This is a genomic window from Klebsiella sp. BDA134-6 (assembly GCF_015601345.1).
Taxonomy (GTDB): Bacteria; Pseudomonadota; Gammaproteobacteria; order Enterobacterales; family Enterobacteriaceae; genus Klebsiella; species Klebsiella grimontii.
The window spans coordinates 5,141,430-5,163,765 of the sequence record NZ_CP064784.1; the positions used below are offsets into that span (position 1 = coordinate 5,141,430).

Below are 22,336 nucleotides of genomic sequence, written 5' to 3' on the forward strand. Positions count from 1 at the left end.
CTCTCTTTAGCCATCCCCTTCATGAAGCCCTGATAGCGCCTGCCCTGCGATGTGGCATAAGGTTTGCTAATTCCAGTCATGCCTAACCATTAAGGAATGACTATGTCATCACTGGATATAAAAACTGATTTACCTGCGCAAACCAGTGCCTCCGGCTCCAAAGAAACGCTGGAAGATTATACCCTTCGCTATGCTCCGCTGAGCTTTCGCCGCTGGGGACCGGGGGTTGTGGCGGTGACCGCCTTAGGCGGCATCGCCTATCTGGCTGACTTTTCTATTGGCGCCAGCATCGGCATGGCGTGGGGCACCACCAATGCAATTTACGCGATCCTGCTGGCGGCGCTGGTTATTTTTCTTACCGGTATCCCGCTGGCGATTACCGCCGCGCGCTATAACATCGACCTTGACCTGATCACCCGCAGCGCCGGTTTCGGCTACTTTGGCTCGGTGATCACCAGCATTATCTTCGCCGGATTTACCTTTATCTTCTTCGCACTTGAAGGCTCGATCATGGCGCAGGGGCTGCTGGTAGGCCTGGGGATCCCGCTGTGGATGGGCTACCTCATTGCCACGCTGATGGTATTGCCACTGGTGGTCTACGGCATGAAGGCGCTGACTCGCCTTCAGGTCTGGACGACGCCGCTGTGGCTGGTCCTGATGGTGGTTCCGGTGGCCTGGCTTATCGCCAAAGACCCGGATCTGGTGGATGGATTTATGAACTTCGCCGGTAAAAACAACGCTGCAACGGTAGATTTAACCGCCATTATGCTCGGCGCGGGGGTGTGCCTGTCGCTGATCATGCAGATTGGCGAGCAGATCGACTATCTGCGCTTTATGCCGCCAAAAACCGCGGAAAACAGCAAAAGTTGGTGGCTGGCGGTGTTCTCCGCCGGTCCGGGCTGGGTCGTGTTAGGCGCGATTAAACAAATTATCGGCGCTTTCCTCGGCTTCTATCTGCTGACCCGCTTCCCTGCGGTGCACAACACCGAACCGGTGCAACAGTTCGTCAGCGTTTTCGATAACCTGGTCCCCGGTTGGCTGGCGCTCACCCTCGCGGTGGTGCTGGTGGTTATCTCGCAGATTAAAATTAACGTCACCAACGCCTATTCCGGCTCGCTGGCGTGGACCAGCGCCTGGACACGCACCACCAAGCGCTACCCGGGGCGGATTATTTTCGTCATCGTCAACCTGACGATTGCCCTTGCCCTGATGGAAGGCGACATGTTTAGCGCTCTGGCGTGGATCCTCGGCTTCTATTCTAACTTTGCCATCGCCTGGGTAGTGGTGGTCGCCACCGACATCACCCTCAACAAAGGGGTGCTGAAGCTGGCGCCGGCGCAGCCGGAGTATCGCCGCGGGATGATCTACAACGTCAACCCGGTAGGCGTGGTCTCTTTTGCCCTCGCGGCAGGCCTGTCGATTAGCGCCTTCTTCGGCCTGTTGGGCGAAACGCTGGCACCGTTCTCGCCGCTGATTGCGCTGGTGGTGGCTTTCGTGATGACGCCGGTCATGGGGATCGCTACCCGCGGGCGCTATTACATTAAACAGCACGATGACGGTATTGCCGAGCCGCGCTACGATGCGCAGGGTAACGCGTCGATCACCGTTTACCGCTGCCTGAGCTGCCGGGAAGAGTACGAACGTCCTGACGTGATGCATTCGCACAAGCACCAGGGGGCGATTTGTTCGCTATGTAAGAGTATGGAATAAGCAGGAAGGCAGGCCGACAGGACGTCGGCCTGTGAAACATCAGACGTTATGCCGCCGGGAGCTCAGCCAGCGGCCAGCGCGGACAAACGGTGACGCCGAGCTCCGCTTTCGCCCCGGAGTGCAGACGAACCATCCCGGCATAGGCAATCATCGCGCCGTTATCGGTGCAAAATTCAGGACGGGCATAGAAGACTTCCCCACCGCGCTTTTGCATCATTTCCGCCAGCTTCGCGCGCAGCGTACGATTAGCGCTGACGCCCCCCGCCATCACCAGCCGTTTAAAGCCGGTTTGTTCCAGCGCGCGGCGACACTTAATCATCAGCGTATCCACGACCGCGTCTTCAAACGCGCGGGCAATATCGGCGCGGGTCTGGTCGTCATCGCCGTTGCTGCGGATGGTGTTCGCGGCAAAAGTCTTGAGGCCAGAAAAGCTGAAATCCAGCCCGGGGCGGTCGGTCATCGGGCGCGGGAAGACAAAGCGCCCTTCGGTGCCCTGGGAGGCCATCTTCGACAGCATCGGGCCGCCGGGATAATCTAACCCCAGCAGTTTCGCTGTCTTATCGAAGGCTTCGCCCGCCGCGTCGTCAATCGATTCGCCTAGCAGTTCATACTGGCCAATGCCGGTGACGCTGATCAGCTGGGTATGGCCGCCGGAAACCAGCAGCGCGACAAAAGGATACTGCGGCGGATTATCTTCCAGCATCGGCGCCAGCAGGTGCCCTTCCATATGGTGTACCGGGATCGCCGGCACGTTCCAGGCGAACGCCAGCGATCGGCCAACCGTTGCGCCGACCAGCAGCGCGCCAACCAGGCCCGGGCCCGCCGTATACGCAACGGCATCAATCTCTTTTGCCGTCAGCCCCGCTTCTTTGAGCGCCGCCTGAATCAGGGGGACAGTTTTACGCACGTGGTCGCGCGAGGCCAGCTCAGGCACCACGCCGCCGTAATCAGCGTGCAATTTCACCTGACTATACAGCTGGTTGGCTAACAGACCTTTTTCGTCGTCATAAATGGCGATGCCGGTTTCATCGCAGGATGTTTCAATTCCCAGTACACGCATGGCTAGTTTTACCTCGTTTCAATACCGCGCAGTGTAGGACCAATGCGGATTGATGTATACCCTAAGAATTTCAGGTCGCGGGAAGGCAGCGACGCAGCACATCCCCCGGAGCGTACGGAAAGTACGTGACTGGGGTAAGCGACAAATCTGTCAGGAACAGATTTGAACGTCGTGGAACGACGGCCCGTAAGGGCGAGTCTCATGGATGAGACTCGTAACTCAAAAGCCAACGCCCCTGCGGGCTGAAAGACGACGGGTATAAAACTTTCCTCACCCCTGGCGTTCACTTCGTGTATACTCCCTGTCCTTATAAAAGTCCCTTTCAAAAATCGCGTCGGTGCTTTACAAAGCAGCAGCAATTGCAGTAAAATTCCGCACCATTTTGAAATAAGCTGGCGCTGATGCCAGCGGCAAACCGAATTTATCAAAGGTGAGAGTTACATGCCGGTAATTAAAGTACGTGAAAACGAGCCGTTCGACGTAGCGCTGCGTCGCTTCAAACGTTCATGCGAAAAAGCAGGTGTTCTGGCGGAAGTTCGTCGTCGTGAGTTCTATGAAAAACCGACTACCGAACGTAAACGCGCTAAAGCTTCTGCAGTGAAACGTCACGCGAAGAAACTGGCTCGCGAAAACGCACGCCGCACTCGTCTGTACTAATCTGTTGGGAGCCAGGCTCTCAATTCAGACCGAGTTGTAGTTGTAAGGCCGTGCTTCCGAAAGGAATGCGCGGCTTATTTTCGTTTATGCATTAGCATATACACTACACCATTCAGGATGCTCTCAGGCAGCAAGGGAGTGAGTCCCGGCGCTTACTCAAGTAAGTGGCAGGGGTGAACGAACTCAGCCGACGCAGAGGCAAGCTGAAGGCTCAAGTGTATAAAACGGGGCATATGGCTGGACGAATCCCACGAGTATTTATCAATGACCTGCTGGCGCGCACCGACATCGTCGATCTGATCGATGCCCGGGTAAAGCTGAAAAAGCAGGGCAAGAATTATCACGCGTGCTGTCCGTTCCATAACGAAAAAACCCCCTCTTTCACCGTCAACGGTGAAAAACAGTTTTACCACTGCTTCGGCTGCGGTGCGCACGGCAACGCTATCGACTTCCTGATGAACTACGACAAGCTCGAGTTCGTGGAAACCGTCGAAGAGCTGGCCGCCATGCATAATCTTGACGTGCCGTATGAAGCAGGTAGCGGACCCAGCCAGATCGAGCGCCATCAGCGGCAAAATCTCTATCAGCTGATGGATGGTCTGAACACGTTTTATCAACAGTCTCTGATGCAACCCGCCGCCGCCCCCGCGCGCCAGTATCTGGAAAAACGCGGCTTAAGCAGTGAGATCATTACGCGTTTTGCGATTGGATACGCCCCTCCCGGCTGGGATAACGTCTTAAAACGTTTTGGCGGTAATCAAGAAAATCGCCAGTCGCTGATTGATGCAGGCATGCTGGTCACGAACGATCAGGGGCGCAGTTACGACCGCTTCCGCGAACGGGTGATGTTTCCCATCCGCGATAAGCGAGGCCGGGTGATTGGTTTTGGTGGTCGCGTGCTGGGTGACGCCCTGCCGAAGTACCTGAACTCCCCGGAGACCGATATTTTCCATAAAGGCCGCCAGTTGTACGGTCTTTATGAAGCGCAGCAGGACAATGCTGAACCGTCCCGCCTGCTGGTGGTCGAAGGTTATATGGACGTGGTGGCGCTGGCGCAATTCGGCATCAACTATGCCGTTGCGTCGTTAGGAACGTCGACGACAGCTGACCATATTCAGCTGTTGTTCCGGGTCACCAATCAGGTGGTTTGCTGCTACGACGGCGACCGGGCTGGCCGCGATGCCGCCTGGCGCGCGCTGGAAACGGCGCTGCCGTATATGACCGACGGGCGTCAGCTACGCTTTATGTTTCTGCCGGATGGCGAAGATCCGGATACGCTGGTGCGCAAAGAGGGGAAAGACGCATTTGAAGCGCGGATGGAGCAGGCTCAGCCGCTCTCCACGTTTTTGTTCAACAGCCTGTTACCGCAGGTGGATTTGAGCACCCCGGACGGCCGCGCGCAGCTGAGTACGTTAGCCTTGCCGCTGATAACGCAGGTGCCGGGTGAAACGCTGCGCATTTACCTGCGCCAGGAGTTAGGCAATAAGCTGGGGATTTTAGATGATGCGCAGCTTGAACGTTTAATGCCAAAACAGTCTGAAAATGGCATCCAGCGCCCCGCTCCGCAGCTAAAACGCACGACCATGCGTATACTGATAGGGTTACTGGTACAAAACCCGGACCTGGCCCCGCTGGTACCGCCTCTCGAAGGGCTGGACCCACGTAAAATGCCTGGACTTGGTTTGTTCAGCGAACTGGTTAACACCTGCCTGGCACAGCCGGGCCTGACTACCGGACTGCTTTTAGAGCAATATCGCGGCACAAATGAAGCCGCAACCCTTGAAAAACTGTCGATGTGGGACGATATAGCAGATAAGGATATTGCTGAAAAAACCTTCACCGACTCGCTCAACCATATGTTTGATTCACTGCTGGAACTGCGGCAAGAAGAGTTGATAGCTCGCGACCGCACTCACGGTTTAAGCAGTGAAGAACGCCGGGAACTCTGGACTATCAGCCAGGAACTGGCCAAAAAATAAACGAAAGATTAAATCATTCAAGTTGTATCAAGGCAGCAAGAGAACGTCCCCCTGGAAGGCAACATAAGCCCATGGGCAGGATGAGGGAACGTAGCTAACGCAGAGACAACTTGAAGGATGAAGTATTTAACGGCTTAAGTGCCGAATATCGTTCGGGAAGACCCCGACAGCCGCTCGAGGCGCAGCGGCAATAATATAAGTACGCCCTCGCTTTAAATGTTGGCAGTTCGCCTGCTTACACCAATCAAACGAATTAAGTGTGGATACCGTCTTATGGAGCAAAACCCGCAGTCACAGCTGAAGCTTCTTGTCCAACGTGGTAAGGAGCAAGGCTATCTGACCTATGCCGAGGTCAATGACCATCTGCCGGAAGATATCGTCGACTCCGACCAGATCGAAGACATCATCCAAATGATCAACGACATGGGCATTCAGGTGATGGAAGAAGCGCCGGATGCCGATGATCTCTTGCTTGCTGAAACGAACAACAATACCGACGAAGATGCGGAAGAAGCTGCCGCGCAGGTTCTCTCCAGCGTTGAGTCTGAAATCGGACGCACAACCGACCCGGTGCGCATGTACATGCGTGAAATGGGTACCGTCGAACTGCTGACGCGCGAAGGCGAAATTGACATCGCTAAACGCATCGAAGACGGGATTAACCAGGTCCAGTGCTCAGTTGCGGAATACCCGGAAGCGATCACCTATCTGCTGGAGCAGTACGATCGCGTTGAAGCGGAAGAAGCACGCCTGTCCGATCTGATCACCGGCTTTGTCGACCCGAACGCTGAAGAAGATCTGGCGCCAACCGCCACTCACGTCGGTTCTGAACTCTCTCAGGAAGAGATGGATGACGACGAAGACGAAGATGAAGAAGAAGACGACGACAGCAGCGATGACGACAACAGCATCGACCCTGAGCTGGCGCGCGAGAAATTCGCCGAGCTGCGTACGCAGTACGAACTGACCCGCGACACCATCAAAGCGAAAGGTCGTAGCCACGCCGCAGCGCAGGAAGAGATCCTCAAGCTGTCTGAAGTGTTCAAACAGTTCCGTCTGGTGCCAAAACAGTTCGATTATCTGGTTAACAGCATGCGTGTCATGATGGATCGCGTTCGTACTCAAGAACGTATCATCATGAAGCTGTGCGTTGAACAGTGCAAAATGCCGAAGAAAAACTTCATCACTCTGTTCACCGGCAACGAAACCAGCGAAACCTGGTTCAATGCGGCCATCGCCATGAACAAGCCGTGGTCAGAGAAGCTGCTTGACGTGAAAGAAGACGTTCAGCGCGGCCTGATGAAACTGCAGCAGATTGAGCAAGAGACCGGCCTGACCATTGAGCAGGTAAAAGATATCAACCGTCGTATGTCCATCGGTGAAGCGAAAGCGCGCCGTGCGAAGAAAGAGATGGTTGAAGCGAACCTGCGTTTGGTTATCTCGATCGCCAAGAAATACACCAACCGCGGTCTGCAGTTCCTCGACCTGATCCAGGAAGGCAACATCGGTCTGATGAAAGCGGTTGATAAGTTTGAATACCGCCGCGGCTACAAGTTCTCCACCTACGCAACCTGGTGGATCCGTCAGGCGATCACCCGTTCTATCGCAGACCAGGCGCGCACCATCCGTATTCCGGTGCATATGATTGAGACGATCAACAAACTCAACCGTATTTCCCGCCAGATGCTGCAGGAGATGGGCCGCGAGCCGACGCCGGAAGAGCTGGCCGAGCGTATGCTGATGCCGGAAGATAAAATTCGTAAGGTGCTGAAAATCGCCAAAGAGCCGATCTCCATGGAAACGCCAATTGGCGACGATGAAGATTCGCATCTGGGAGATTTCATCGAGGATAACACCCTCGAGCTGCCGCTGGACTCTGCCACCACCGAGAGCCTGCGCGCCGCCACCCATGACGTTCTGGCTGGCCTGACCGCCCGTGAAGCGAAAGTCCTGCGTATGCGCTTCGGTATCGACATGAATACCGATCACACGCTGGAAGAAGTGGGTAAACAGTTCGACGTTACCCGCGAACGTATTCGTCAGATCGAAGCGAAGGCGCTGCGTAAACTGCGCCATCCAAGCCGCTCTGAAGTGCTGCGTAGCTTCCTCGACGATTAATTTCGCCGCGTGCCGCAAAAAGCCAGTCATATGACTGGCTTTTTTTATGTCTGAACAAAACATATTTATTTAAGAAATATTAAAACCCCATTCGAAAACCCCTAAAAATACATTCAGGCTATATTCTTAATTACTTCTTTATCGGCATATAAACAACTGGACTCATCGTTTTACGTTTGTACCATGGGTTTATGGATGGCCCGGAGAGCATAAAACGGAAGATAAATCATAGGGAAATTAAATGAATAGCAAGCGTAAAATTCAGTTGGCTGATTTTAATAGAAAGGTTATTTTAACCACGTCTAATACCTTATTTCTCAACCGCGGAATAGAAAGTACCACCATGGATGAGATCGCCCATGAAGCGGGTTTTAGCAAAACAACGCTTTATACCTATTTTGAAAATAAAAAAGACATTCTGGATCATCTTATCCTGGAGGGAATGGAGCGTTTCTATCAGGAGGTGATAAAAATAGCCAGTCGGCAAAATTCATTCCGCGAGTTTTATCGCGAGCTATGCCATGCGCTGATCGCTCTCCACGAAACGAGCATTGCCTATTTTCCCGCTATCACAGGGCAAATCGCGAATTATGAAAAAATCACTAAAAACAATAAAGCGTTGAAGAGTATCTCTATGATTGGTGAACAGATAAACCATATTATCGCCGCGCAAATCACCGGCGCCGCCGAAAAAAAAGAGATCGGGCTGAATGCTTCCGCCGCGGACGTCACAATGCTGTTCTGGCTCTGCCTGACCGGACTCGTGGAAAAATCCTCGCATAGAGAATCCTATTTTTTACGTCACCTTGAGAAAGACCGAAAATCCTTTCTCGACTTCGCTTTTGACTCAATATTATTAATGATAGAAAAAGGGAATGTTAGCGATAATGTAAAAGCTGGCTAAAGCCACGGACTTTAGCCAGCGCGGCTACGCGACGACCAACCCCCCGGAGTCGTCCGCAGCTCATTATAGCCCTCGCGTGGCCAGCGCCTCGTCGAGTTCCCGGTAGGCCTCCACCAGCTTATCCAGCGTCGCCCGGTTGAGGCCGCTGGGATTCGGCAGCACCCACACTTCCGTCGCGCCAATGGTCACCTGCTGCTTGCCCCATTTTACGCCACGCGCCTGAAACGCTTTCTCAAAGGCCTGTTTACCGAGGATCGCCAGCGCACGCGGCTGATACTCTTCCATTTTCCTGACCAGCTCCCGGCCACCGTCTCGGAGCTCCAGCAGCTCGACCTCGCTGGCCTGCACCGTTGGGCGCTCGACGAGCATGGTGATCCCGCAGCGAGTATCCAGCAGCTGAAGTTCCTCCTCGGGCTTCAGCAGACGGTCGGTAAAGCCGGCCTGGTGAATCACCTTCCAGAAGCGATTTCCCGGATGGGCAAAATGAAAACCGGTATGGGCGGAAGACTTCCCCGGATTGATACCGCAAAAAACGACCCTCAGGTCCGGCGCCAAAATATCGTTAATCATGTTTTCCCCAGCTCAATACCTAAAAGGTCATTATAAAGGATTGAAAATGCGTTGTTTATAAAAACAGCAGGCGTGCGTTTTAGGCTGGATTGCGGGGAACAGTTACTTTATAATCCTTCGCCACGGCCCCTTAGCTCAGTGGTTAGAGCAGGCGACTCATAATCGCTTGGTCGCTGGTTCAAGTCCAGCAGGGGCCACCAGATACAGCAAGGGCTGACGAGAAATCGTCAGCCCTTTTTGCATTATGCGGCCCCATCGGGGCGCCACAGCTTAAAATGAGGTCAGGTTACACCAGCGCCTGCAGCTGTTCGCGCATATAGACGGTGAAGTATTCCGGGTTTTTAATGACGATCCGCTTACCAGAGGCAATTTTGTCCGCCCATCCGGCGACTTTTTCCGTGAACCCGACATCCCATCCCTCCTTTTCACCCCGGGCCGTGACCTCGGCAGGGTTCGCCGGTACGCCTAGTTCATGCAAATACTTCAAAATTCCCTTAGCGGTACTTTCATCCATAGTATTTGGCACCGACAACGAGGTGTTCATACCACCAATAAAATCCAGGGCTTTATCGATTGCTGTTGGCATGCTCTTATCCTTAAAATTAACCACGTAATGAACATGCTTACACTATGGACCCATCTTTGCCGGGATATCAAAGAGATCGTTGCCTTTCTTTGATTCAGACCGCAGCTAAACGCTTGCGTGCTGCTTTTCTGCTCGACTATTCCGTATCACTCCCCACAGGAAACTACTCCATACGTCCGCGCTTAAACTGACCGGCGTCGATATCGTAGTGCTTCATTTTGCGCCACAGCGTGGTGCGGCCGATATTCAACAGCTGCGCCATCTCCTGCACCCGACCGCTGGTCACCCGGGCGGCATGGATAATCGCCTCTTTCTCAATGGCGCTGAAGGTCAGGCTGGTGGGCAGCAGCGAAGAACCCGCGTCGACCCCGGGCCGCTCGGCAAACAGATATTCCGGCAAATTACTCAGGCGGATATGGCCGTTATCGCTGCTAATGGCGATATTCTCGATAACACTGTTCAGCTCAAAATCATTGCCCGGCCAGGAGTAGGCCACCAGTTGCGCCAGCGCATCATCATCGACCTTCAGCCGCGAGGAGAAGCGCTTTTCCAGGCTCTTAAGGCGATTGTGCACCAGCGAGGGAATACTGTTGCGCCGCGCTCGCAGCGGGGGAATAACGATTTCAAAAGAGTGCAGCGCGTAGTAAAGCTGGCGGCTAAAGCGGTTTTGCTCCACCAGATTGGCAAGATCGACGGTAGTGGTGGCGATCACTTTGACGTCCACCGGGATCAAGCGACGGGCGTCCAGACGGGTTAATACCCCCTGCTTGATTACCTGCAGCAGCGCGGACTGCAGCTCCGGCGCCAGATATTCGATTTTTTCAAGAAACAGCGTCCCGCCGTTGGCCAGCTCAAGACGGCTAAGGCGACCGTTTTCATCGTCCGTCGGCGCGCTGCCCATAAAATCCTGGCCCAGGACACTGTCGGCATACAGCTGGCAGTTGACCGCGATATACGGCCCGCCGCCCCGCTCGCTCTCATTGTGAATCGCCTGGCTGAGCAGCTCTTTGCCCACCCCCTCTTCACCGCACAGCAGCACCGGGAAAGCGCCACGCGCCGCCTGGCGACCAAAGTGAATCAGCCGCCGGGTTTCCGGGTCGTCCGCCGACATCTGTTCAAAGGTATGGCTCACTTTGCCAAGCTGGCTGGTCATCAGTTGGCGCATCTGCTCGACCGGATGCAGCAGCAGAATAAAGCTGTTGCCCTGCTCTTCGACGATTGGCTTGAGCGTAATTACGGCGTCGACAAACTGATGCTGGCTCTCAAAGGTGACTTCCACATGATTCAGCCCACGCGCGTGCTTAATAGCCCGGCGCAGCAAGGCCGGCAGCGTCACCAGCTCATTGATGTTTTTCCCCTGGCTGGCCTGGGCATCAAGATGCAGCAGTCTCGCGGCCTGCACGTTAAGAAATTGCAAAACTCCCTGCTCATTCCACGCCATCACCCCGTCATCCATACTCTCCAGTAGACCGTACATCTGGTTAAGATGGCGATTCGACTCTGACAACAGGCTGTCGGTGAGCAGTGAGTTACCGACTTCCCGCGCGATAGCCAGGGTCAGGGAGAGATCCGGCGAAGCCTGCTCTTCGGCCAGGCAGCACAGGGAAATGGAACCGAACAGGCGCCCGTGGTTATCAAACACCGGTGTGGAGCTAAACGACCATTCGTGCAGCGCATGTTTAAAATGCTGCTCGCCCGTCGTTTTGACCGGCTGCCCGAGCATGGAGGCCAGAGAGAGCGCGCAGCTGCCGATAATGCTTTCCGCGCAGTAGCTGCCGTCACGAAATCCCAGCGCCGCCAGTTGGTCGAGGGTCTGCGGATCGCCGCAGCGGCTGAGAATACAGGCGGACTCATCAAGGATAAACAGCGCGCAGGGGCGGTTATCCATAAACTCCCAGGCATCTTCCAGCGCCGCCTGGCCAATCGTCAATAGCGCGGTCTTGCGCCGGCAAATCGATTCGAAGGTCAGCCCCTGCGCCTGATGCGGCGTTTGCCAGGTTTCCCGCTGCATAAACTTACTGCAGCGATGCCACGACTGGGTTATCACCAGGGGAAAGCTCTGAGTCTGCGCAGTCATATCCATTTCCGCTGTTACATAAACGACAACCCCTCCGGCGGCGACCGCCAGAGGGGGATAAAACGCCCCTTCTCATTAACGAAGCGGGACAGGACCACGATAAATTAACGCGCCAGCCACTGCTGTCCAAGCAGATCGGCGGTCAGAATCGCCGCATGTACGCTCTGCACGCTGACCGGGAACGGCATGTTATGAATGGTTTCCCCTTCCGCACAGGTCGCTTTAGCAACTGCCTGAATTTTCTCATCGATGCCCTCTTTAACGCCCATTTGCGCCAGCGTGACCGGCAGGCCGACGGTATGGCAGAAGTTCAGCACCGTTTCGATCTCTTCCATCGGGCTATTTTGCAGCACCAGCTGCGCCAGGGTACCAAAGGCCACTTTCTCGCCATGGTACAGATGGTGACACTCTTCGAGGATGGTGAAACCGTTGTGAATGGCGTGCGCGGCGGCCAGACCGCTACTTTCAAAGCCGATACCGCTGAGGTAGGTATTCGCTTCAACGATGCGTTCCAGCGCATCGGTCACCACCCCGGCCTGGGCGGCGAGGCGGGCTTTTTCGCCTTCCGCCAGCAGCGTATCATAGCACAGGCGCGCCAGGCTCAACGCCGCCGCCGTCGACTGGCCGCCCGCCATGCTGGTGGCTCTGGCGTCGTAGCAGGCCTTGGCTTCAAACCAGGTTGAAAGCGCATCGCCCATCCCGGCCACCAGCAGGCGCACCGGGGCTTTGGCGATAATCGCCGTATCCATCACCACCATATCCGGGTTTTTCGGGTAAATCAGATACTCTTCAAACTCACCGGCTTCGGTGTAGATAACCGACAGCGCGCTGGTTGGCGCATCGGTGGAGGCGATCGTCGGGATCACCACCACCGGTAGCTTCTGGTAGTAGCCAATGGCTTTCGCCGTATCGAGCGTCTTGCCGCCGCCGATACCCACCACGCCGCGGCAGCCGTGCTGCTTCAGAATGGCGATCAGGCGATTGATCTCAACGTGGCTACACTCGCCGTTGAAGCGCTCCGCATGGCAGCTGATGTTGTGGCTGTGTAAACCTTCCAGCACTTTTTCTCCCGCCAGCTTCATTACGAAGTCATCGGCAATCACGAAAAAGCTGTCCGCCAGGTTTTTGGCGTATTGCCCAAACAGCGTGGATGCATCTGGTCCCTGGAGATATTTGGCTGGAGATTGAATAACTTTTAGCATTCCGTTCACCCTCAAATAAGTGCATGTTTTGACATGATGGGCCCCGGTATTTCCCCGTCCGGCCATGTATTAAAGGCGGGAACGAAAGCGCTACCTGAGCGATGCCATCACTGTAGGGCGAGCCGCGGGCAAAAAAATCTTTCCCCTTTTTGTCCCGATTTGAAACAGCACATAAATTTTATTGTTCCATATTGGAACATGAATTCACATGAAACGGTGGGATTGCGATCTCGATCCGCCCCTTCGACGCAAAAGAAGGCCACTAAGCGGGCGAGCGTTGGCGTTTTTCACCGCCATGGGCGGCAAGAGAGGGCAAAATTATTTCTTTACGCAGGTCTTGCAGGCAGGTGAAGCCAGATGAAATAGCCGCTTTAGCTCGCATTTTTTCATTTCCCGGCGCAAAAGCGTTTCATTTCGGAACAAAAATGAATAATTACGTTTCGTAATGAAACTCCTTTTATCGCAGTTTTTTTCCCCGCTAACTCAGCCAGAATCATTACATCGCCCGATATCGCACATCGTCAGGCGGTACCCCTACACGATGACCGCCTCCATCAGCAGAGAGGCCGCATCGAAACTCCGACGGAGAATAAACAATGAAGAAACTGATTAACCGTGTCGAAGATGTCCTGAGCGAACAACTGGCTGGTCTGGCAAAAGCGCACCCTGAACTGAGGCTGCACCAGGACCCGCTCTACGTTACCCGCGCCGATGCGCCGGTGGCCGGGAAAGTGGCGCTGCTCTCCGGCGGCGGCAGCGGTCATGAGCCGATGCACTGCGGCTATATCGGCCATGGCATGCTCTCCGGGGCCTGCCCGGGGGAAATATTCACCTCCCCGACGCCGGATAAAATGTTTGAGTGCGCCATGACTATCGACGGCGGCGAAGGCGTGCTGCTGATTATCAAAAACTACACCGGCGATATTCTTAACTTCGAAACCGCCACCGAGCTGCTGCACGAAAGCGGCGTTAAGGTCACCACCGTGGTGGTCGATGACGACGTGGCGGTGAAAGATAGCCTCTACACCGCCGGACGGCGCGGAGTGGCCAATACCGTGCTGATTGAAAAACTGGTGGGCGCGGCCGCCGAACGCGGCGACTCGCTGGAATCCTGCGCCGAACTGGGGCGCAAGCTCAACAACCACGGCCACTCTATCGGCATCGCGCTCGACGCCTGCACCGTGCCGGCCGCCGGGCAGCCCTCATTCGAACTGCAGGACGATGAGATGGAGTTCGGCGTCGGCATTCACGGCGAACCGGGCATCGACCGCCGCCGATTCACCTCCCTCGATCGCACCGTTGACGAAATGTTCGATACCCTGCTGGAAAACGGCGCCTATAGCCGCACGCTGCGCCACTGGGACAACGTGAAAGGCGCGTGGCAGGAGGTATCGCAAACCAAGCAGGCGCTGCAAAAAGGCGATCGGGTTATCGCGCTGGTCAACAATCTCGGCGCCACGCCGCTGTCCGAACTCTACGGTGTCTATAACCGTCTGACGCAGCGCTGCGAGGAAACCGGCATCGTTATCGAACGCAATCTTATCGGCAGCTACTGTACCTCTCTGGATATGGTGGGTTTTTCCATCACTCTGTTAAAAGCCGATGACGAGACGCTGGCATTATGGGACGCCCCGGTTCACACCCCGGCGCTGAACTGGGGAAAATAAGGAGCACGACATGTCATTAAGCAGAACGCAAATCGTAGACTGGCTCTATCGCTGCGGCGATATCTTCACAAAAGAGAGCGATTTTTTGACCGGTCTGGACCGGGAAATCGGCGATGCCGACCACGGCCTGAATATGCATCGTGGTTTCAGCAAGGTGGTGGAAAAGCTGCCGTCGATTGCCGATAAAGACATTGGTTTCATTCTTAAAAATACCGGTATGACGCTGCTCTCCAACGTCGGCGGGGCCAGCGGCCCGCTGTTCGGCACCTTCTTTATTCGCGCCGCCCAGGTGACCCAGGCCCATCAGAGCCTGACCCTGGAAGAGCTTTATCAGACCTTCCGCGAAGGCGCGGAAGGGGTGGTGAATCGCGGCAAAGCCGAACCGGGGGATAAAACCATGTGCGACGTCTGGCTGCCGGTGGTGGAATCGCTGCGCCACTCCAGCGAACAGCACCTGTCGATACAAAGCGCCCTTGATGCTGCCTGCGAACAGGCGCAAACCGCCGTCCACGCCACCATCGCCATGCAGGCCCGTAAAGGGCGGGCCAGCTATCTGGGCGAACGCAGCATCGGGCATCAGGATCCGGGCGCAACCTCGGTGATGTTTATGGTTCAGATGCTGGCTGCTGCAGCTAAAGAGTAAGGAAAACGCGATGGTAAACCTGGTTATTGTTTCTCATAGCGCCCGTCTGGGCGAAGGTGTCGGAGAACTGGCCCGGCAGATGTTAATGAACGATGGCTGCAAGCTGGCGATCGCCGCCGGCATTGACGATCCCGCCAGCCCGATCGGCACCGATCCGATTAAGGTAATGGAAGCCATTGAATCCGTCGCCGACGCCGATCATGTGCTGGTGATGATGGATATCGGCAGCGCCCTGCTGAGCGCCGAAACCGCGCTGGATCTGCTCGATCCGGTGATTGCGGCGAAGGTCAGGCTGTGCGCGGCGCCGCTGGTTGAAGGGACGCTGGCGGCGACGGTGAGCGCCGCAGCCGGAGCCGACATCGACAAGGTGATCGAGGACGCCATGAATGCGCTGGAGGCAAAGCGCGTACAGCTCGGGTTACCATCGCAACCGCAGCCCCCTTCGCTGACCGCCGCGCTGGCCGATGACCGCGACGCGCGCTCGGTTTCCGTAGTGATTCAAAACCCTAACGGCCTGCACGTTCGCCCGGCGTCAAAGCTGGTCGCCGCGCTGGCGGGATTCAACGCCGATCTGGTGCTGGAGAAAGAGGGAAAGTGCGTCACGCCGGATAGCCTCAACCAAATCGCCCTGCTTCAGGTGTGCCGGAACGATACCTTAAGGTTGCTGGCCCGCGGCCCGGACGCCGACGCCGCGCTGGCGGCATTCCAGGCGCTGGCGGCGGAGAACTTCGGCGAGCAAACGGAGGCAACGCCCGCTTTGCAGCCCACCCGTGCCGCTCGCGTTCAGGGCCAGGTCGTACTCTACCCTCGGCCTCAGAACAGCGTTACGCGGGAAAAGATCGCCGCCATCGGTCAGCAGCAGCTGCGCCTGAAAGGGGCTATTGATCGGACGCTGGACGATCTTAGCGCGCTGACGGCCCTGGCGGAGGAGAAATATTCCGCCGACATCGCGGCGATCTTCTCCGGGCATCATACTCTGCTCGATGATCCTGATTTATATACAGCAGCGTGCGAGATCGTGCGCGACGAGCAGTGCAGCGCGGAGTGGGCGTGGCATCAGGTGCTGAGCGATTTAAGCCAACAATATCGCCATCTCGACGATGCCTACCTTCGCGCCCGCTATATTGATATTGAAGATATTTTGCACCGCACGCTGCGTCACCTTAACGAGAGCAGCGAAGCGCTGCCGCAGTTTAGCGCGCCTTCAATCCTCGTTGCCGACGATATCTTTCCCTCTACCGTCGTGCAGCTCGACGCCCGTCAGGTTAAGGGGATCTGTCTGCAGGAGAGCAGCGAGCACGCTCACGGCGCCATTATCGCCCGCCAGGCGGGTATCGCAATGCTTTGCCAGCAGAGCAATGTGCTGACGACGCTGCAAAATGGCGAGACCGTCACCCTTGATATTCCCGGCAAACGCGTGATTCGCGGCTAACCTGCCCCCATCTTTCCGCCCCGGAGGCTGCCTCCTCCGGGAACTCGCTTAACTTTCAGGATCCGTTATGTCTCAATTCTTTTTTAATCAGCGCGCCAACCTCGTCAACGACGTGATTGAAGGAACCATTATCGCCAGCCCGTGGAATAACCTGGCGTGGCTGGAGAGCGATCCCGCCATTCGCGTGGTGGTGCGTCGCGATCTCGACAAAAACAACGTGGCGGTGATCTCCGGCGGCGGTTCCGGCCACGAGCCGGCCCACGCGGGCTTTGTCGGTAAAGGCATGCTGACCGCCGCCGTCTGCGGCGATCTGTTTGCCTCGCCGAGCGTCGATGCGGTGCTGACCGCTATCCAGGCGGTGACTGGCGACGCAGGCTGTCTGCTGATCGTCAAGAACTACACTGGCGATCGTCTGAACTTCGGTCTCGCCGCGGAGAAGGCGCGCCGCATGGGCTATAACGTTGAAATGCTGATCGTTGGCGATGATATTTCGCTGCCGGATAATAAACATCCGCGCGGCATCGCCGGGACAATTCTGGTGCATAAAGTGGCTGGCTACTTCGCCGAACGCGGGCACAATCTTGCGACCGTGCTGCGCGAAGCGCAGTATGCCGCCGGACATACCTTCAGCCTCGGGCTGGCCCTTGCCAGCTGCCATCTGCCGCAGGATGCGGAAGCGGCCCCGCGCCATCATGCGGACCAGGCCGAGCTGGGCATGGGGATCCACGGTGAACCGGGCGCATCGGTCATCGCTACCCAGAACAGCGCGGAAATCGTTACGCTGATGACGGAGAAGCTCAGCGCCGCCCTGCCGGAAACCGGTCGTCTGGCGGTGATGATCAATAATCTCGGCGGCGTATCGGTTGCCGAAATGGCGATTTTGACCCGCGAGCTGGCGCATACGCCGCTGCATCAGCGTATCGACTGGCTGATAGGCCCGGCTTCGCTGGTGACCGCGCTGGATATGAAAGGTTTCTCCCTCACCGCCATCGTGCTGGAAGAGAGTATTGAGAAGGCGCTGCTTTCCGCGGTAGAAACTGCCGGCTGGCAGACGCCGGTGCAGCCGCGCAAAATCAGCGTGATGCCGTCCTCGCTGCGCAGCTCGCGGGTGGAGTTTGCGCCCTCGGAGAATAGCGTGGTTGCGGACTACGTTGAGCGGGTGACCGGCACGCTGTCCGATCTTGAAGCGGACCTCAACGCGCTGGATGCCAAAGTCGGCGACGGCGATACCGGCTCCACCTTCGCCGCCGGCGCGCGCGACATCGCCGACTTGCTACAGCGTCGCCAGCTGCCGTTGGCTAACCTCGCTACGCTATTCGCGCTGATTGGCGAGCGTCTGACCGTGGTGATGGGCGGCTCCAGCGGCGTGCTGATGTCGATTTTCTTTACCGCCGCCGGGCAGAAACTGGAACAGGGAGCAAGCGTCGCCGAAGCGCTAAACGCCGGGCTGGCGCAGATGAAGTTTTACGGCGGCGCCGATGAAGGCGATCGGACCATGATTGACGCCCTACAGCCGGCGCTGGCGGCGCTGCAGGCCGAGCCGGATAATCTGCGGGCGGCTTTCGCAGCGGCCCAGGCGGGGGCGGATCGTACGCTTCACGCCAGCAAAGCCAACGCCGGGCGCGCGTCGTATCTCAACAGCGATAGCCTGCGCGGCAATATGGACCCCGGCGCCCATGCGGTGGCGATGGTGTTTAAAGCGCTGACGCAGAGATAATCCCCCTGCTCGCGCTGCGCTTAGCAGGGCTACAGGTTCACCCTCGTCTGCGGGCTGGTCGCCCGGACAGATGCGCAGCATCGCCTCCGGGAAAATCAGCCGCTCTGCTCCCGCGGGCGGCGCAAAGCGCCTGCCCGGGCTACGGGTTCACCTCCGTCTGCGGGCCGGTAACCCGGACAGATGCGCAGCATCGCCTCCGGGAAAATCGGCCGCTCTGCGCTCTGCTCCCGGGGGCGGCGCTTAACGCGCCTTGCCCGGGCTACGGGTTCACCCCCGTCTGCGGGCCGGTAGCCCGGGTAAGGCGCCAGCCGCAACCCGGGTTTTCTCTGCTCTTACTTGTTGTGCCAGTAGGCCTGCGAACGCACCAGCTGCGGATCAATCTCTTCGCCTTCAAAGCGCGCCAGCAGCGACTTCACCGCCGCGCCTTCCCCGGTCAGCCAGATAAAATAATCGTCCGCCGGAACCACCACCTGCGCCAATTTTTCGGCCACGGCGGCTGGTTTATGCCCCACCACCCACTCGATATTAAAGCCATCAAGATCGGCCAGGTAATCTTGATAAGACTCATCGCTAATGGTGACGATCGCCGTGACCTGCGGGCGCGTCGGAAGCTGCTGCAATCCGAGGAGACGGCGGCGCAGCGCGGGCATTCCGGACTCATCGGTCACGTACAGCTGCCAGGCGTAATCTTCCGGCACCACCAGCGAACCGCGCGGGCCGCCGATCACCAGCTTATCGCCCATTTTCGCCGCCAGCGCCCAGCTGCTGGCAATGCCGCCATCGTGAATAAAAAAGTCGTACGCCAGCTCATGACGCCCGGCGTCGTACAGCGGCGTATAGTCGCGGGTCGCCGGACGCACGCCATCGCCCCAGTTAATACCTTCATCCGTCACCTCCGGCGGCGTGAACGCAGCGCCCGCGGCCGGGAAAAAGAGCTTGGTGTGGTCGTCAAACCCCTGGGAAACAAAGCCTTCCAGCGCCTCTCCGCCCAGCACGACACGCTGGAATGCGCTGCCGATACGCTCGACGCGCAATACGGTTAACTCACGGAAGCGCAGTTCATTACGTACGCGCTGCGGGTATTTGGGGTGTCTGGTCGTTGTCATCTTTCATCGCCTTCGTGAACGGAATAGATATATCTAAAAATCTTGCAAATGATAATGATTGCCATTAAAAAAGAATGCAAGCATTTTTTGATATAGTCATAGAAAAACGCCAAAAAAGCCAAAATCAAAAATTAAATCGTTAAATATCAATTAAATAAAAAATATACTCACTACTGTGTTGCAACTTTATTAATTTTAGATATAAATTAGATATATCAAATAATCACAGGAACAAAACATGAGACATCATCACGAAGAAGGACGTGGGCCACGTGGACGCCACGATGAACATGGCGAACACGGCGAGCATGGCCGCAGGGGCGGCGGACGTCGGCAGCGCTTCTTTGGCCACGGCGAGCTACGCCTGGTGATTCTGGACATCCTCACCCGTAACGCCAGCCACGGCTACGAGCTTATCAAAGAGATCGAAACCATGACCCAGGGCAACTACAGCCCGAGCCCCGGCGTCATCTATCCGACGCTAGACTTGCTCCAGGATCAGGGCTTAATTAGCGTGGCTGACGAAAACGGTCGTAAAAAAATCGCCATTACCGCCGACGGCAGCCAGCTGCACGCGGAAAACCAGCAACAGCTGGAGCAGATTCAGGCCAGGCTGCAGGCGCGTATGGTGGGTTGTGAACTGCGTAAAAATCCGCAGATGAAGCGCGCGCTGGAGAATTTTAAGGCGGTACTGGATTTAAGGGTTAACCAGCAGGCCATTACCGAAGCTCAGCTAAAGCAGATCGTCGGCGTGATTGATCGCGCGGCAATGGAGATTTCCCAGCTCGACTAATCCTCTGCCCCATCGCTGGGCAGCCTGCACCGCCGCGGCGCGCGCGGCGGAAGCCCTTATTCACCGGGTTTTACGCCTTCAGGAGTAAAACATGCCAATAATAGCGTCGTGAGATTAAATTTTGCTCAATCGCAATTTCACGTTGCGTTTATCCCGATTTTCCTGGCCCGCGCCGAAGTGGCGTAATCCCTGCAATACTTAATTCAGTATCATGTGATACGCCCCTCCCAGGAGCACATTTTGAACAGGTTACCTTCCAGCGCATCGGCTCTTGCCTGCAGCGCGCACGCACTGAATCTCATTGAGAAGCGAACGCTCGATCATGAGGAGATGAAATCACTTAATCAGGAGGTCAGAGAATACTTTAAAGAGCATGTGAACCCAGGGTTTTTAGCGTATCGAAAATCGGTCACTGCTGGCGGGGATTACGGAGCCGTAGAGTGGCAAGCGGGAGGGTTAAATACGCTTGTCGACACTCAGGGACAGGAGTTTATTGACTGCCTGGGTGGGTTCGGGATTTTTAATGTAGGGCACCGTAATCCAGTTGTCGTTTCCGCCGTCGAAAATCAACTCGCTAAACAACCTCTTCATAGTCAGGAACTGCTGGACCCGCTGCGGGCCATGCTGGCTAAAACCCTGGCGGCCTTAACGCCGGGCAAACTGAAATACAGCTTCTTTAGCAATAGCGGCACCGAATCGGTCGAAGCGGCGTTAAAGCTGGCGAAAGCTTACCAGTCTCCGCGCGGCAAATTTACCTTCGTCGCCACCAGCGGCGCGTTTCACGGCAAATCGCTCGGTGCGCTTTCCGCCACCGCGAAATCGACTTTCCGTAAGCCTTTTATGCCGCTGCTGCCGGGATTCCGGCACGTACCGTTCGGCGATATTAACGCCATGCGTACGTTGCTGAGCGAGTGCAAAAAGACCGGTGATGACGTCGCGGCGGTGATCCTTGAGCCTATTCAGGGTGAAGGCGGGGTGATTCTGCCGCCGCCGGGCTACCTGCCCGCGGTGCGCAAGTTGTGCGACGAATTTGGCGCGCTGCTGATCCTCGATGAGGTGCAAACCGGTATGGGGCGCACCGGCAAGATGTTTGCCTGCGAACATGAAAACGTCCAGCCGGACATTCTGTGCCTTGCTAAAGCACTGGGCGGCGGGGTGATGCCGATTGGCGCAACGGTCGCCACCGAAGAGGTATTCTCGGTGCTGTTCGACAATCCGTTCCTGCATACCACCACGTTCGGCGGCAACCCGCTGGCCTGCGCGGCGGCGCTAGCGACCATCAACGTGCTGCTGACGCAAAACCTGCCCGCGCAGGCGGAGCAGAAAGGTGACATGCTGCTGGACGGCTTCCGTCAGCTGGCCCGCGAATATCCAGATCTGGTGAATGACGTGCGCGGCAAAGGCATGCTAATGGCGATTGAGTTTGTCGATAACGAAATCGGCTATGACTTTGCCAGCGAGATGTTCCGCCAGCGGGTACTGGTGGCCGGAACGCTGAACAACGCCAGGACGATCCGCGTAGAACCGCCGCTGACGCTGACGCTGGAGCAGTGTGAACAGGTACTAAAAGCGGCCCGCCTGGCCCTGGCGGCGCTACGGGTTTCGGTAGAAGAGGCATAGTAACCTGCCCTCTCCCGCCGTGGGAGAGGGTATTACGCTATACCACCCGCACGCCGGCAGGCATCAGCCTTTCCGGCGTGAGCAGGACGCTTTCGCTGCCATCGTCGGTTTCGGCGCAGAGCAGCATGCACTCCGACGTTTCACCGCGCATTTTGGCTTTTGCCAGATTACACAGGACCACGACCGTTTTTCCCAGCAGCTCTTCTTCGCTGTAGTACGGCACAAGGCTGGTTACCGTCTGCAACGTGCGATCGCCAACATCAATCCGGGCAATATAGAGCTTGTCGGCATTCGCATGCCGTTGCACTGCCACAATTTTTCCCGTACGCATTTCAAGTCTGGCAAAATCATCATAAAGCACCGTTTCCATCTTGCACTCCTCAAGTAAAATTTTAGTAAAATATAACAAATGCCGTCGAGGTTTCCGCATAATAGTGCGAGTAATGTTAGATTCATCACTCTTTTTCGCGGCAGGATCGCGGTGACAGTGATGAA

18 protein-coding genes and 1 tRNA gene are annotated in these 22,336 nt (G+C 56.5%); 12 read left to right on the top strand and 7 right to left on the bottom strand.

All coding sequences use genetic code 11. From position 1 onward, the window contains the following. The first annotated feature begins 102 nt into the window (after nucleotides 1–102). Nucleotides 103–1,710 (top strand): purine-cytosine permease family protein, encoded by a 1,608-nt coding sequence (locus IYV58_RS23780; RefSeq protein ID WP_004125368.1) that lies wholly within the window; start codon nucleotides 103–105, stop codon nucleotides 1,708–1,710. Nucleotides 1,711–1,756: 46 nt separating this feature from the next. Here IYV58_RS23780 and tsaD read toward each other — a convergent pair whose 3' ends face one another. After that, entirely contained in the window at nucleotides 1,757–2,770 is a 1,014-nt protein-coding gene (gene tsaD / locus IYV58_RS23785) for a tRNA (adenosine(37)-N6)-threonylcarbamoyltransferase complex transferase subunit TsaD (protein ID WP_195729297.1), read from the bottom strand. Between the two features lie 441 nt (nucleotides 2,771–3,211). Here tsaD and rpsU point away from each other — a divergent pair, with 441 nt between their 5' ends. The 4 genes from rpsU (at nucleotide 3,212) to IYV58_RS23805 (ending at nucleotide 8,428) form a co-directional block, all read left to right on the top strand. Then, nucleotides 3,212–3,427, top strand: coding sequence for a 30S ribosomal protein S21 (rpsU, locus tag IYV58_RS23790; protein WP_001144069.1), 216 nt, complete (start codon nucleotides 3,212–3,214; stop codon nucleotides 3,425–3,427). A gap of 233 nt (nucleotides 3,428–3,660) precedes the next feature. After that, nucleotides 3,661–5,406, top strand: coding sequence for a DNA primase (gene dnaG / locus IYV58_RS23795; RefSeq protein WP_032742204.1), 1,746 nt, complete (start codon nucleotides 3,661–3,663; stop codon nucleotides 5,404–5,406). 273 nt (nucleotides 5,407–5,679) lie between these two features. Beyond that, the gene (gene rpoD / locus IYV58_RS23800) at nucleotides 5,680–7,524 is read left to right on the top strand and encodes an RNA polymerase sigma factor RpoD (protein ID WP_004125383.1); all 1,845 of its coding nucleotides are present in this window, start codon (nucleotides 5,680–5,682) and stop codon (nucleotides 7,522–7,524) included. A gap of 241 nt (nucleotides 7,525–7,765) precedes the next feature. Next, on the top strand, nucleotides 7,766–8,428 hold the full coding sequence (locus tag IYV58_RS23805) for a TetR/AcrR family transcriptional regulator (RefSeq protein ID WP_004125385.1): 663 nt from the start codon (nucleotides 7,766–7,768) through the stop codon (nucleotides 8,426–8,428). Nucleotides 8,429–8,491: 63 nt separating this feature from the next. Here the strand turns inward: IYV58_RS23805 and mug are convergent, their stop codons facing one another. Beyond that, entirely contained in the window at nucleotides 8,492–8,998 is a 507-nt protein-coding gene (gene mug, locus IYV58_RS23810; protein ID WP_004125394.1) for a G/U mismatch-specific DNA glycosylase, read from the bottom strand. A gap of 124 nt (nucleotides 8,999–9,122) precedes the next feature. Between mug and IYV58_RS23815 the strand changes: the two genes are divergently transcribed. After that, nucleotides 9,123–9,198: transfer RNA gene (locus IYV58_RS23815), tRNA-Ile, on the top strand. 86 nt (nucleotides 9,199–9,284) lie between these two features. Here the strand turns inward: IYV58_RS23815 and IYV58_RS23820 are convergent. The 3 genes from IYV58_RS23820 to IYV58_RS23830 form a co-directional block, all read right to left on the bottom strand. After that, complete coding sequence (locus IYV58_RS23820) at nucleotides 9,285–9,608, bottom strand: DUF1889 family protein (RefSeq protein WP_071988240.1); 324 nt, start codon at nucleotides 9,606–9,608, stop codon at nucleotides 9,285–9,287. A 139-nt stretch (nucleotides 9,609–9,747) separates the two neighbouring features. Further along, on the bottom strand, nucleotides 9,748–11,661 hold the full coding sequence (dhaR, locus tag IYV58_RS23825) for a dihydroxyacetone kinase operon transcriptional regulator DhaR (protein WP_371320546.1): 1,914 nt from the start codon (nucleotides 11,659–11,661) through the stop codon (nucleotides 9,748–9,750). Between the two features lie 104 nt (nucleotides 11,662–11,765). Beyond that, the gene (locus IYV58_RS23830; RefSeq protein ID WP_004125400.1) at nucleotides 11,766–12,863 is read right to left on the bottom strand and encodes a glycerol dehydrogenase; all 1,098 of its coding nucleotides are present in this window, start codon (nucleotides 12,861–12,863) and stop codon (nucleotides 11,766–11,768) included. A gap of 596 nt (nucleotides 12,864–13,459) precedes the next feature. On the opposite strand from IYV58_RS23830, the gene dhaK reads away from it, so the two are divergent. The 4 genes from dhaK to IYV58_RS23850 all read left to right on the top strand — a co-directional run bounded on the left by dhaK (nucleotide 13,460) and on the right by IYV58_RS23850 (nucleotide 18,322). Beyond that, nucleotides 13,460–14,530 carry a dihydroxyacetone kinase subunit DhaK gene (gene dhaK, locus IYV58_RS23835; protein ID WP_049114281.1) on the top strand — a complete coding sequence of 357 codons (1,071 nt, stop codon included), beginning with the start codon at nucleotides 13,460–13,462 and terminating at the stop codon, nucleotides 14,528–14,530. 10 nt (nucleotides 14,531–14,540) lie between these two features. After that, nucleotides 14,541–15,173, top strand: a complete 633-nt coding sequence (gene dhaL / locus IYV58_RS23840) for a dihydroxyacetone kinase subunit DhaL (protein WP_004125405.1) — start codon at nucleotides 14,541–14,543, stop codon at nucleotides 15,171–15,173. Between the two features lie 10 nt (nucleotides 15,174–15,183). Continuing rightward, nucleotides 15,184–16,605, top strand: coding sequence for a dihydroxyacetone kinase phosphoryl donor subunit DhaM (dhaM, locus tag IYV58_RS23845; RefSeq protein WP_195729299.1), 1,422 nt, complete (start codon nucleotides 15,184–15,186; stop codon nucleotides 16,603–16,605). 67 nt (nucleotides 16,606–16,672) lie between these two features. Further along, nucleotides 16,673–18,322, top strand: coding sequence for a glycerone kinase (locus tag IYV58_RS23850; protein ID WP_049114274.1), 1,650 nt, complete (start codon nucleotides 16,673–16,675; stop codon nucleotides 18,320–18,322). 332 nt (nucleotides 18,323–18,654) lie between these two features. On the opposite strand, the gene IYV58_RS23855 is transcribed toward IYV58_RS23850, so the two are convergent. After that, entirely contained in the window at nucleotides 18,655–19,428 is a 774-nt protein-coding gene (locus IYV58_RS23855; protein WP_195729300.1) for a siderophore-interacting protein, read from the bottom strand. A 238-nt stretch (nucleotides 19,429–19,666) separates the two neighbouring features. On the opposite strand from IYV58_RS23855, the gene IYV58_RS23860 reads away from it, so the two are divergent. Continuing rightward, nucleotides 19,667–20,221, top strand: coding sequence for a PadR family transcriptional regulator (locus IYV58_RS23860; protein ID WP_049114550.1), 555 nt, complete (start codon nucleotides 19,667–19,669; stop codon nucleotides 20,219–20,221). 240 nt (nucleotides 20,222–20,461) lie between these two features. Further along, the gene (gene ygjG / locus IYV58_RS23865; RefSeq protein ID WP_004125417.1) at nucleotides 20,462–21,841 is read left to right on the top strand and encodes a putrescine aminotransferase; all 1,380 of its coding nucleotides are present in this window, start codon (nucleotides 20,462–20,464) and stop codon (nucleotides 21,839–21,841) included. 37 nt (nucleotides 21,842–21,878) lie between these two features. On the opposite strand, the gene IYV58_RS23870 is transcribed toward ygjG, so the two are convergent. Continuing rightward, entirely contained in the window at nucleotides 21,879–22,211 is a 333-nt protein-coding gene (locus IYV58_RS23870; protein WP_004125420.1) for a tRNA-binding protein, read from the bottom strand. Nucleotides 22,212–22,336 lie beyond the last annotated feature (125 nt).